Below are 12,558 nucleotides of genomic sequence, written 5' to 3' on the forward strand. Positions count from 1 at the left end.
CCCAGTTCGGTTTCAGCAGACGCGACCGTAACATAATGGCCATACACGGGGTTTGAGGACCAACGGAACGAAAACGTACGCTAAGATCATAACTATATGATAAAGTTATATTTATCTATGAATCGTTACCCTGTTTTTTACATTGCTCGGTAGACAAATGTTCTGGTAGCATGACATGCATCGACAGAGGGTCTTGCCATGCCTGATAAATGTTTTCCCCATTTCCAGTCAGATTCCGATACTGTTATTCCCGTTTCTGTCGTTAGAGGGATACCTACCGGACAATGCCGTGCTGCTCTCCATCTTTTCTGGAACGCTTTTTCCAGAAAATTGCGTTTCACTCTCGGAACTGAGAAGAAGACCCTGTGATTTCTTGAGCGTTGTATCGATCCAGAGCAAACCGTATGTGCGATTGATTCTGCCGGCCAGCTTGCTGGTTTTGCTGCTATTAAAAGTAGCCAGTGTGCGTTTATTAATCCAACACTTGCCACTTTTTTCAATGAATACGGTATCCCGGCAGGTTTTGTTCGCGCATTAATAATGAATAAGCTGGATTATAAGCCTGCCGTTAATGAATTAATGATAGAAAGTATATGTGTAAATGAGTGTTATCGGGGAATGGGGATTGGACAAATCCTTCTTTCACATATTAAATATTTAGCTGTTCAGCAGGATAAAAACCTTACTCTGGATGTTATTGCTGAGAATAACGGGGCAAGGAGACTTTATGAACGTACCGGGTTTTATGAAACTGGGCGAAAAAAACTCTTTTTTTCCGCCCCTCTGTTTGGCTTTCGGCAAGTAATAAGAATGCAGTTCAGTCCACACAGTCCTGATTCAGGATCCATGATGAGACAGTCCTGAGTGCCCCGGGCGAATATGCGTATCTCCCTGACAGCAGAAACCATCCCTGTTTCCAGTAAGGCCACTGAGAGGACAGCTGATAATCAAACCATTCGCTGCGTAAAAGCCCGTGAGTTGCCCCCGGCAATTTCCTGATACAGCGGGGAGTGCCCGCTGGTAGAGCTTTGGCCCAGACCGCGGCTGTTTCATCAGCGTCTACATTCCGGTCATCCTTGCCCATCAGAATTAATACCGGAGTATGTGTGCCGGAAATATCTTTCGTAGCATCAGCCAGGGAATTCCTGCGTTCGAAGTCCTGTCGAGCACATCGGGAGTTGCAGGGAAGAACAGCTGCTTCTTCTGTAAACTGGCGGTCAAAAGCCACTGCTTCTTGTTTTTTAGCATCCTGAATATCATTCAGGGAGCGACCTTCGACTTTAAGTCGTTGTCCTGTATAGTATATGCTCTGATCCCGCCAGTTTATCGCCGCACCTATCAGTACAGTAAATTCAGTTGTTGTCAGTTGGCTTGCCTGCGGTACAACCCAACCTGCCTGCGAGAAGCCAAGATAACCTCCGCGACTTTTTTTCAGCTCTGGCTGTTCTCTCAGTTTTTTTAACGCTAAAACCGCCTCCTCTGCGCGATCTGACATTGTCTGTGCCAGCCAGTTACCTGTACTATTACCCACACCAGGTTTATCCCATGAAAAAACAGCAATTCCCTGTGAGACAAAGAATTTAACCAATGGAATATATCCACCTTCTGACCAGCGGTCCTGAGGTCCGTCTCCATGAACTAAAAGCACAAATGGAGGAGAAACCTTACCGGGAGGAAGAACCAACGTCCCCACCAGAAAATCGTCTTTATGCTTAAAAGATACAGTATATTGTTGCCTGAACCCTGAAAGATCGAAATCAGATAATCGGGTAAGTATAAAAATAATAAGAATGACAATCATAATTGAAAATGACACAATATATTTAATCATGTATAACTCTTTATAATTTGCAAAAATTAAATATCAGCTGACTCTTTTAATACTTTATAAACAGTCGAGCGTGCAACATTGAGTTCCCGTGATATTTTTGTTGCACTGTATCCATTGTTTATAAGGGTTATTATTTTTGACCGATCCACAGTTCGTTTACGTCCAAAACGAACGCCATTCAGCCTGGCTTCCTGTCGACCTTCATTCGTGCGCTCCAGTATTCTTCTTCTCTCAGCCTGCGCCACGGCAGACAAAATCGTCACCACCATTTTCCCCATTTCACCGTCGGTACTAATCCCGTCGTCGATAAAACGGATAGCCACTCCCTGGGCGTCGAATTCCTTTATCAGTTGGATCATATCGGCGGTATCGCGACCAAGACGGTCGAGTTTCTTCACCAGAACAACATCACCGTCTTCCACTTTCATACGCAGCAGGTCCAACCCCTCCTTGCAGATTGAACTGCCGGATGCCTTATCCGTAAATATACGGTTTGCTTTCACACCTGCGTCTTTGAGTGCTTTGACCTGAAGATCAAGAGACTGCTGACTGGTTGAGACCCGAGCATAACCAAAAAGTCGCATAAAAATGTACCTTAAATCGAATATCGGACAACTACTGTCTATTATTACAAATTTACGATTTAATAGACATATAAATGTAGCCGTTTTACGATGTCCGATAATTTATAATATTTCGGACGGTTGCGAAATTGTTAATATATAACCGTCAGGCAGGGAGGCCGATATGCCCGTCGATTTTCTGACCACTGAGCAGGAACTGAATTATGGTCGCTATGTTGCAGAACCCAATGACGTGCAGCTGGCGCGCTATTTTCATCTTGATGAGCGGGATCTTGCCTTCATTAACCAGCGACGGGGAAGGCATAACCGGCTGGGAATTGCGCTTCAGCTCACCACCGCCCGTTTTCTGGGGACCTTTCTGACAGATTTAACCCGGGTTCTGCCGGGTGTTCAGCAATTTGTCGCGGTGCAGCTTAATATCCACCGTCCGGAAGTCCTTTCCCGCTACGCAGAACGGGATACCACCCTCAGAGAGCATACTGCGCTGATTAAGGAATATTACGGTTACCATGAATTTGGCGATTTCCCCTGGTCTTTCCGCCTGAAGCGCCTGCTATACACCCGCGCATGGCTCAGTAATGAGCGACCCGGCCTGATGTTTGATTTTGCCACCGCCTGGCTGCTTCAGAATAAAGTCCTGCTGCCCGGAGCAACCACACTTGTACGTCTCGTCAGTGAAATACGTGAACGGGCAAATCAGCAGCTGTGGAAGAAACTGGCCGCGTTGCCGGACAGCTGGCAGACCGCCCGCGTGACGGAGCTGTTGGACATTCCTGAGGGGCAGCGAATTTCACCGCTGGAGCAACTGAAAAAGGGACCTGTCACCGTCAGCGGACCGGCATTTACCGAAGCGCTGGAGCGGTATATCCGGCTGCGAAACCTGGAGTTTTCCCGAATGAGTTTTACCGGTCTGCCCGCTATTCAACTACGTAATCTGGCACGTTACGCAGGCATGGCGTCGGTAAAATATATCGCGCGAATGCCACAGCAGAGAAAGCTGGCCGTACTCACCGCATTCGTTAAAGCACAGGAGACTGCGGCGCTGGATGAAGCCGTTGATGTGCTCGATATGCTGATACTGGATATCACTCGTGCGGCGAAGAAAACGGGGCAGAAAAAACGGCTCAGGACGCTGAAAGACCTTGACCGTGCTGCGCTACTGCTGGCGCGGGCATGTTCATTGTTGCTAGATGAGCAGGCTGACGATGCTGAACTGAGGGAGACCATATTCAGCAGCATACCGAAAAGCAGGCTAGCAGAATCTGTCAGCAAGGTAAATGAGCTGGCCCGGCCTCAGAACAACAATTTCCATGACGAAATGGTGGAACAGTACGGGCGGGTAAAGCGTTTTCTTCCGGCGGTATTGCGCGACCTGCATTTCCAGGCAGCGCCAGCCGGAGAACATACGCTGTCCGCCATTCATTATCTGACCGAACTGAACGGCTCGAAAAAGCGCATCCTGGACGATGCGCCTGAACATATTATTACCGGTCCCTGGAAACGCCTGATATACGATGCGGAGGGCCGGATACAGCGTGCCGGTTACTCGCTTTGTCTGCTCGAGCGCCTTCAGGATGCACTACGCCGACGGGACATCTGGCTCGAAAACAGCGATCGCTGGGGCAATCCCCGCGAGAAGCTGTTGCAGGGGGAAGAATGGCAGGCTCAGCGGGTCCCCGTCTGCCGGGCGCTGGGACATCCCACTGATGGACATAAAGGCGTGCAACAGCTGGGGGTCCAACTGGATGAAACCTGGAAAGCCGTCGCATCCCGCTTTGAAGGAAATGCGGAGGTTAATATCTGCCATGACGGTAAATATCCTTCCCTGACTATCAGCAGCCTGGAGAAACTAGAGGAGCCACCATCGTTGCATCGTCTCAACAGTCGGGTAAGGCAGCTACTCCCGCCGGTAGATTTGACGGAACTGTTGCTTGAGATAGATGCCAGAACGGGCTTTACACGTGAGTTTACGCATGTCAGTGAATCCGGGGCCCGGGCGCAGGATCTGCACATCAGCCTATGCGCGGTCCTGATGGCTGAGGCCTGCAATATCGGGCTGGAACCGCTGATAAAGCACAATATACCGGCGCTGACGCGCTACCGGCTCAGCTGGGTGAAACAGAATTACCTCCGGGCAGAAACGCTGGTCAGCGCCAATGTCCGCCTGGTTAATTTTCAGTCCACACTGGAGCTTGCTGGCCGCTGGGGTGGCGGCGAAGTGGCTTCAGCTGACGGCATGCGCTTTGTCACGCCGGTGAAAACCGTCAATTCAGGACCTAACAGAAAATATTTTGGTTCCGGGCGTGGCATCACCTGGTACAACTTCGTCTCTGATCAGTATTCTGGATTCCACGGCATCGTTGTCCCCGGCACATTACGTGATTCCATTTTTGTGCTGGAAGGCCTTCTGGAGCAGCAGACAGGGCTGAATCCGGTTGAGATCATGACAGACACAGCCGGTACCAGCGACATTATTTTTGGTCTTTTCTGGCTGCTCGGATACCAGTTTTCTCCTCGGCTTGCCGATGCCGGTGAAGCAGTATTCTGGCGGGTGGATAAATCGGCAAATTACGGTGCACTGGACGAACTGGCTCGTGGTTGTGCCGATCTGTCGAAAGCCGAGGATCAGTGGGATGAGATGATGCGAACCGCCGGTTCGCTGAAACTGGGCACCATTCATGCTTCAGAACTCATTCGCTCTTTGCTGAAAAGCTCGCGCCCATCAGGGCTGGCACAGGCGATCATGGAGGTGGGGCGCGTCAACAAGACGCTGTACCTTCTAAATTATATTGATGATGAAGATTATCGTCGGCGGATCCTGACGCAGCTAAACCGGGGAGAAGGCCGCCATGCTGTGGCGAGGGCGATCTGCTACGGGCAGCGCGGTGAGATCAGAAAGCGCTATCGTGAAGGTCAGGAAGATCAACTTGGTGCACTGGGCCTGGTCACTAACGCAGTGGTACTGTGGAACACACTTTATATGCAGGAAGCCCTGAGCTGGATGCGCAGGAATGGAGAAGAAACCGGGGTTGAAGATATCGCCCGGTTATCCCCACTGATGCACGGGCATATCAATATGCTGGGGCATTATACGTTCACGCTACCGGAGGATATTTTGAAGGGGGAATTAAGAGAATTAAATTTTAATTTAAACAATGAATTACCTTCTTAGCGTACGTTTTCGTTCCATTGGCCCTCAAACCCCTTTCACCGGTATCGGGCGTAACGTACGTTAATTTCTGCATGTTGTATCACCTCTGATGCTGCACCCGTTGCGCAGTGCCGACACAACATACTGGCGAAATTTGGATGACGAAGTATACCCTTCAGGACGCAGCGACCGGGCTACGGTGTGGTTGCTTTGTCAGGGAAAACCGATTTTTGAAATTCAGCTTTGCGACAGAAGCGGAAGTTGTTACAGACAATTTGTCTAGGTCAATTGAGGGGCGGTTCAAGGTTCTAATATCCCCTAATGCTATTTAAAATATGCACTAAGGGACGTGTTGTGATGTCTAGAAAAGTTACTCTTAATATGTAATTATATTCACGAGTTCGGATAGGGCAACGCGCTTAGAAAGGCAAAATGGACAAATATGCGGAACGACTTTCAGGATTTATGCGCGCTGTAGGCTGTATGAATGATGCGGCAAACCGCGTGTCTGACTATTTTGTGATTAGACTTGAGGAAAGTGACAGCATGCTGACGTCTTTGGCGATGTATCACTCGTCCATCACAGATAAGTTTCCGGCTGCATACTGGCACCCGCATCTTAATGCATGCTCTCAAAAAACATTTATGAAGACAGTGGCTTTATGGTTCTTTGAGCATGAAGACATGCAACTTCTGCCTTTCTCACTCAAGCAGAATCTCCTCGCCAATTTTACAGATCACCTCAATGAAATGACAGGTAATGCACTGTTCTTTAATCTCATCACCAGCCCGCCAGTGTGGTATGGCTCCCTGTACGAAGAGTTTGTCATTGAAGCACAGTATGGCAGATACCTCGTCCACTTCAGCTGTCACGACTGACTATTTTGTCACAAAATCACCTGAATAACCTTGCAGTCCGGTTAGCGCGGTCGGACTATAGGCCTGCTTACTGGAGGGCAAGGGGAAGTCATAAATCTTAAACTGCTAATATTTGCTATCCGCGCGCGCGAAATTTAGTCCAGTCAGCTTGCCCCTTACGTATTCGAGCGGAGAACCAAAAACTAATAAGCTCAAATGAGCCGCTATTAGTTTTATTAATGATTGAAAGCCACTTAACGCTCCTAAGAGATAGTAACGTGAATTCAGCATTAGCGTTGCCAGTCCAACGAAAGCAAACCCCGTGAAGGTAATAAAAAGAGCTTTAAACCAGAACTGGGCAGGTGATTTGTAACGTTGGACATAATAAATTTCACGGGCATAAGTAATGCCAGGCGTGAAAAATACCGGTCTTACCGCTGTGGCTGAATGCCAGTTAATACCTACGCCGAAGCAGTAAACATAATCATCCAGATTATGTTCTTAAGCCTGTCTTATTTTTGATGTTCATCTTTATGATACAAATTTGCATCCAGGTTTTAAAAGTATTTTCTGTGTCCGGAACAAACCGGAGAGCCGGATGTTGTTTTCTGCTTGTCGCTAGTAGCTAGTTTAATGGCATCAGTTTGTTTTTTATTAGCGCCAGAGCACATTATGAATTCAATTTACTATGGTTATGTTTAGCAACTGACAGTGGTTCACACGGGGGAGGTTCTATGCTATCTTACTGGGATAATTAATCATCCAGCCCGGAGAATAGGCAGGTAATTTATGTCAGTAGAAGACCTTAAAACAATTGACTGTATTGGTATACCGATAGAAGCTCCTTATGAAGTGACCCTTGGGATTTCTGATCATCTGGACTGGGGGGCGTTTGATGAGCACCTGTATATGCTTCAGGAAAAAATAAACACATATCTGCGCTTTATCGAATCAGAAGAAATCTATCAAAGTTTTCCACCTGCCGTGCATACGACAAAAAAGGCCATCGAAATTTTTTTCAAATATGAACCTCCATCTCAGGCAGTCCTTTTTTTAAATCATGTCACTAATATCCTGAAAGAATTATGCATTGAACTCAAAATAAGAGTAGATGAATAAAAAACTGACATGCAAGCAATGGTAGTACGTTACTCATTGATTTGTAACTGACTTCGTTGGTGAAGCCTTAAATTTTCTGTCAAAAAAACACAAATGCTCGCTCAAAGCGGACGTTACTAATATTGGAATGTAAAAATCTGTGGGGACAGGCCATGCACTCACGTAATAACGCGCCACACGATTAAGATGCTCACCAGCCAGTTGCGCAACTCAAAACTCCCCTGACTGACTGACTGACTGACTGACTGACTGACAGCACCCAGCATACTACTACAGGATCAATAACAAGCTTACGCTAACATGCTCTGCATGTGACTATGGTAACTGAGAAGAGATTTGGGTCGTTTCTTTTGTGATTTAATTCTTAATTTATTTATTTCACTATGATATAAAAAGACTGGATAAATATTATATTTAATAACAGTAATGGTGGATGTATGGATTGGCAGTTGTGGGGATTCTTTAGTGGTAGCATGTTTGAGTTTTATGTTGCAATGAAGGGCTTCAGGACAGGAACTGTAACTATGTACATAAACAGGAAAAAGAGAATATTCAATCAGAATGATCGTCATTTTAAATTTGTTATTGCCATGCATTTTTGTTTTTCTTTTCTGGCTTTCGCCGGAGGAATTTGTTTGTTTTTGGTGAGATATGTTTTTAAATGAATCAATATTATTGGAGGTAACAATAAATCAGCCTCCTGACTTATTTTTAAAACAGCACGCTTGATAAATTAAGCGACTTGCTTCTGTTTCATCTATCTATCAAATCTGTTTCTACCTTCAACCTAATCCGATATTCGAAGGTCTGCGTGTGGTGAACAATGATGTCGACCTTACGCAGCTTGCGCGAGGTGGTATTTAATACTCTGCAACCCATTCGTTATCTATATAGGTTTTCTGAGTAGCAACTAGTAGCAGGAGGCAATGTACAGTTCGGGATAATGAGGATGTATGACCGCTTCGTGCGAGAAGCTGACATTAACAGAGATATTATGCACAATAATGATTAAACATGCACTGTTTAATCGGACATTATCATGTAAAGAATGACCATAGCAGCCCGGGAAAGAAGCAGTTACTCCAGTAACATGCTATTATCTGTTACAATTATTTGTTTACTAATAAAGCGGCTTCAGTTTATCTCTATGACAAAATCATTAATCAATACACCCGGGGGCATCGCCCTTATGCAATATGATGATGGAAGGTCTTTTCAATTCAGCGAGGGCGTTGAAGATACACCAACTAACTCACCAATAGATCGAAATAGTATATTTGATATTGCATCTGTATCAAAACAATTTACAGCATTCAGTATTCTTCTTCTTGAAAAAAAAGGGGGGCGCTAAAATCAAACGATCTGCTTTCTCAATACATTCCTGAAGCTGCTGTAATTGAAGATGATATAAGTCTTGAGATTCTCATTTATCATACATCAGGACTTCCATGCCTGTTTGATATAGCTAAGAAAAAAAGGGGTAGATTATTTTTCTGAATTTAAATCAGAAAGAATAATTGCTGGAGTTTTCGAAGAGAGGCACCTTCATTTTACTCCGGGCACGAAGCATGAATATAGCAACACTGGATATATATTTCTTGCTCAGGTGGTTGAAAATGTTTCCGGAACAAGCTTTGCTGATTTTGTGAAAAAAGAGATATTCTACACTTTAAGGATGCATAACTCTTTTGATTCTGATGGGTTAGCCAGGATGGAAGTAGCAGTAAGTGGTTATCATAAAAATGAAAATAACGTATTTTCTCCTGTATTCAGCCCATGGGGAGTGATGGGGGCAGGCCTTGTCCATTCATCTGCTGGTGACTGAATGTAATGGGGGCTAAATTTTTCCTTTGGTCTGGTAGGGGGCGATGTATTAATAAGGAAAATGCTTACTCCGCTTCCCGGACTTACTGATGCAGGTATTATGGTTGAAGAGCATAACTCTTACTGTTTTGGCATTGAGTTGGATAAAAATGCTTCAGGTGAAATCTATTGCCACCTTGGCTCTACTTTTGGTAGAGAAAGCTATTTTATACGTTCGCAACATGAAACTTTACTCTTGCAATATTATCCAACATTGAAGATTACGATGTATCTGCGACTGCCCTTAAACTATTTAATGGCATGATGGCAATGAATATATAGAGCAAAAACTTCATTTTCTCTTGGTATACATCAAACACGTGTCAAGACCTAAGGCCGGCTTCTAGCTCAAGCAAGCACCATGTAATGCGTACCCGTTGCAAGCAAGTTTGATTTTAGGGTGAATTTAAAAGTTCGATAAATCATATATGATAAATGGTACAATCTGCATCTTTCATCATCTGAACCAGAAAAAAGATGATATATAAAATTCTTATAAGTGCTTGCCTGATGGGCTTCAAGGTTCGTTACAACGGAAGTGATAAAGCTAAGGTGACAGATAAACTGTCTCAGTGGCAACAGGAAAAGCGGTTAGTGGTGCACTGCCCTGAACTGGCGGCCGGGTTGACGATACCTCGCCCACCAGCTGAAATCATGTCTGGTGACGGGAACGAGGTAATGCGTGGTCGTGCCAGAATAATTGAGAATTCCGGGCGAGATGTTACTGAACATTATCAGCTTGCAGCCTGGCTGGCTCTGCGTGCGGCCCAGGAATCTGGTTGTCGCGCTGCTTTGTTAACTGACGGAAGCCCAACATGTGGTAGTCGTCATATCTATGACGGGTCTTTTAACAATATCCGAAAAAGTGGTATGGGTGTAGCCGCATCACTACTTGCCAGTAATGGTATAGTTGTATTCTCAGAAGAACAGCTCTCGGAGCTAATTCTATGGGTTGAAGAAAGAGAAGGGAACTTAACCTCTGGCTGAGTGTATGAGAAGCCGTTCCGCTTCTGACCTTTAACAGACGTTAAGGCAGAGATGGCATGGCTGGCCAGGTGATACTTTTTTAAAAATCCAAAACAAACAGTTATACCCGCCCCATTAGGGGCGGGTTTGGTATCAGAATCGTTTCCAGTTTTCCGACTGATCTTCTTTAGCATTTTCGGCAGTTAACAAACTAACCGGCTTATTTCTTGTTTTTTCCTTATCATGGTTTGTTATCTCAGATTTGACTATCACAAACGCCGAAACCAGCTGTTTAAGACCATCGGCTTGATCCATCAATGAGCGTGATGCTGCTGAGGCCTCTTCAACAAGAGCCGCATTCTGTTGCGTCACATCATCCATCTGGTTCACAGCCTGGTGAACCTGCCCAATGCCCTGCATTTGTTCCTGAGCGGCAATGGAAATTTCATCTATCAAATCGGCAACCTGGCGAACTGCATCATTCATATCAACCATGTTGCGACCTACATCCTCTGCCTGATTTGCCCCGGCTTCAACATACCCCATAGATGATTCGATTAGTTCTTTTATCTCTTTAGCGGAAGATGATGAACGTTGAGCAAGGTTACGGACCTCACCTGCCACGACGGCAAATCCCCGACCCTGTTCGCCTGCACGAGCCGCTTCAACCGCTGCGTTAAGTGCGAGAATATTGGTCTGAAAAGCTATCCCTTCGATCAGCGCAATGATGTCTGTAATCTTTGCTGAGCTGTTCCGAATGTCGGTCATTGTATCCTGCAGATTTTTAACCCTGACTGAACTGTTATCCGAAATCGCGCGCGCGTTTCTAGCCAGCTGACTTGCAACCTGAGTATTTTCTGCCGTTTGTCGTACTGTTTCAGACAGCTCAGCCATGCTCGCCGCCGTTTGCTCCAGTGAGGCAGCCTGCTCTTCCGTGCGTGAAGACAGATCTTCATTACCGGCAGATATTTGTGCGGAAGCCGCGCTTACCGAATAAGAAGAATGACTGACTTCTGACAGAGAAGTAGCGAAGCGCTCTACCAGATGATTGAATGACAATGCCGTCAGCCCAATTTCGTCCCTGCGTGCTGAATCTGCCCGTATTGTGAGATCTAAAGAGGAACTGGTCTTTTCCATGGTGAGACGCATTGCTTCCAGGCTCCTTCGAATACTGATGATAGTTTTAATCACCACAGCACCAAGGATAAGTATTACAGCAGCAGAGCCCAGAATGAGACTCCAGAAAGTCATTGTGTAAATGTGTTGGTTATCTTTCTTGAGTCCTTCGCCGATACTGACGTTGAGAGCCAACTGCTTCTGATAACCCTGGATCAAGCTGCGAATTTGCTGGCCGACACCCGAGTTACCTTGCAGCTCTGACAATGAAACAACGTCGTTTTGAGCCGCTGATCCTTTCAGAAAAGCGGGTAATTTCTGTTCAATCTGGGTAATAGTCCCGAATGCACCCTGTGTCAAAATCCTGTCTTCATCACTGGAAATATCATTGTCCAGGTAATACTGGTTAAGGGATTTCAGGTTATTTATCTGACGCTTGATTTCATTCTCAAGTTGAGCCTGTCGATCTGACTGGGTGGCACTTTGATGTCGATAGAGCCATATAATCAACTCATTACCAGCATCAATTTGCTTGCCTAAATCGATAATTGAAGGTATCGCATTACTTTGAACATACTGAAACCGGGACTGGAACCCCGTCACAACAAGAACCGCGATTAACACTACAGATATAAGGGATATGGTAAGCATTGAAAAGCTCAGAAAAAGCCGCTGCGCAATTGTCATCAGTCGTCCACCAGTGTTGTAAAAAATTAAACAGAAAAGAAGTTGTTACATACTTGTTTTCGGCAACGAAGACAGAAAATTTAGGTGAGGGAAAGGAAAAGCTGCTGAATCTGTCGGGTTTTACAGTAGATGGCATTAAGGTTTTGGCTGTCTTGAGGAATCAAAAATCTTCTTCTGCATCACCGGACCCGCAGATTATTGGCGAAAATTATGGGCATCGCAGTATGTTAAACAGTGAGGATCAGGTCAGACTGGCTGAAGAGGAGGTGATAATTTCTGCCTTGTACTTTGCTAAGCCGATAAAAAAAGCCGCTCACGGGAGCGGCAAATCAACATTCACGTTTTATCTGGTAGTAAGGATACACCTCCAGCTCTGAAGCAAT

Annotated in this window: 12 protein-coding genes; 9 read left to right on the plus strand and 3 right to left on the minus strand. The window is 45.6% G+C overall.

Annotation, left to right across the window (positions count from 1 at the left end; translation table 11 throughout):
* Positions 1 to 510 precede the first annotated feature (510 nt).
* Positions 511 to 864: a GNAT family N-acetyltransferase gene (locus IAE48_RS24325; protein WP_370569023.1), complete on the plus strand. Its 354-nt coding sequence runs from the start codon at positions 511 to 513 to the stop codon at positions 862 to 864.
* Here IAE48_RS24325 and IAE48_RS11260 read toward each other — a convergent pair.
* Complete coding sequence (locus IAE48_RS11260) at positions 818 to 1,831, minus strand: S9 family peptidase (protein WP_200134411.1); 1,014 nt, start codon at positions 1,829 to 1,831, stop codon at positions 818 to 820. The two genes, IAE48_RS24325 and IAE48_RS11260, sit on opposite strands and share 47 nt — an antisense overlap.
* A 26-nt stretch (positions 1,832 to 1,857) precedes the next feature.
* Positions 1,858 to 2,415 carry a recombinase family protein gene (locus IAE48_RS11265; RefSeq protein WP_200134412.1) on the minus strand — a complete coding sequence of 186 codons (558 nt, stop codon included), beginning with the start codon at positions 2,413 to 2,415 and terminating at the stop codon, positions 1,858 to 1,860.
* Positions 2,416 to 2,578: 163 nt separating this feature from the next.
* Between IAE48_RS11265 and IAE48_RS11270 the strand changes: the two genes are divergently transcribed.
* The 7 genes from IAE48_RS11270 to IAE48_RS11300 all read left to right on the plus strand — a co-directional run bounded on the left by IAE48_RS11270 (position 2,579) and on the right by IAE48_RS11300 (position 10,393).
* Positions 2,579 to 5,587 (plus strand): Tn3 family transposase, encoded by a 3,009-nt coding sequence (locus IAE48_RS11270; RefSeq protein WP_200134413.1) that lies wholly within the window; start codon positions 2,579 to 2,581, stop codon positions 5,585 to 5,587.
* A 411-nt stretch (positions 5,588 to 5,998) separates the two neighbouring features.
* Entirely contained in the window at positions 5,999 to 6,445 is a 447-nt protein-coding gene (locus IAE48_RS11275; protein ID WP_200134414.1) for a hypothetical protein, read from the plus strand.
* A 768-nt stretch (positions 6,446 to 7,213) separates the two neighbouring features.
* On the plus strand, positions 7,214 to 7,543 hold the full coding sequence (locus tag IAE48_RS11280; protein ID WP_200134415.1) for a DUF6572 domain-containing protein: 330 nt from the start codon (positions 7,214 to 7,216) through the stop codon (positions 7,541 to 7,543).
* A gap of 1,147 nt (positions 7,544 to 8,690) precedes the next feature.
* The gene (locus IAE48_RS11285) at positions 8,691 to 8,894 is read left to right on the plus strand and encodes a serine hydrolase (protein WP_200134416.1); all 204 of its coding nucleotides are present in this window, start codon (positions 8,691 to 8,693) and stop codon (positions 8,892 to 8,894) included.
* 165 nt (positions 8,895 to 9,059) lie between these two features.
* Positions 9,060 to 9,368 (plus strand): serine hydrolase, encoded by a 309-nt coding sequence (locus IAE48_RS11290; protein ID WP_370569024.1) that lies wholly within the window; start codon positions 9,060 to 9,062, stop codon positions 9,366 to 9,368.
* 60 nt (positions 9,369 to 9,428) lie between these two features.
* Positions 9,429 to 9,671: a hypothetical protein gene (locus tag IAE48_RS11295; protein ID WP_200134417.1), complete on the plus strand. Its 243-nt coding sequence runs from the start codon at positions 9,429 to 9,431 to the stop codon at positions 9,669 to 9,671.
* 212 nt (positions 9,672 to 9,883) lie between these two features.
* Entirely contained in the window at positions 9,884 to 10,393 is a 510-nt protein-coding gene (locus tag IAE48_RS11300; protein WP_200134418.1) for a DUF523 domain-containing protein, read from the plus strand.
* A 132-nt stretch (positions 10,394 to 10,525) separates the two neighbouring features.
* Here the strand turns inward: IAE48_RS11300 and IAE48_RS11305 are convergent, their stop codons facing one another.
* Positions 10,526 to 12,175, minus strand: a complete 1,650-nt coding sequence (locus IAE48_RS11305) for a methyl-accepting chemotaxis protein (protein WP_200134419.1) — start codon at positions 12,173 to 12,175, stop codon at positions 10,526 to 10,528.
* On the opposite strand from IAE48_RS11305, the gene IAE48_RS11310 reads away from it, so the two are divergent.
* Positions 12,139 to 12,552 carry a hypothetical protein gene (locus tag IAE48_RS11310; RefSeq protein ID WP_200134420.1) on the plus strand — a complete coding sequence of 138 codons (414 nt, stop codon included), beginning with the start codon at positions 12,139 to 12,141 and terminating at the stop codon, positions 12,550 to 12,552. The two genes, IAE48_RS11305 and IAE48_RS11310, sit on opposite strands and share 37 nt — an antisense overlap.
* Positions 12,553 to 12,558 lie beyond the last annotated feature (6 nt).

It is taken from the genome of Kosakonia sp. S57, assembly GCF_016516575.1.
Taxonomy (GTDB): domain Bacteria; phylum Pseudomonadota; class Gammaproteobacteria; order Enterobacterales; family Enterobacteriaceae; genus Kosakonia; species Kosakonia cowanii.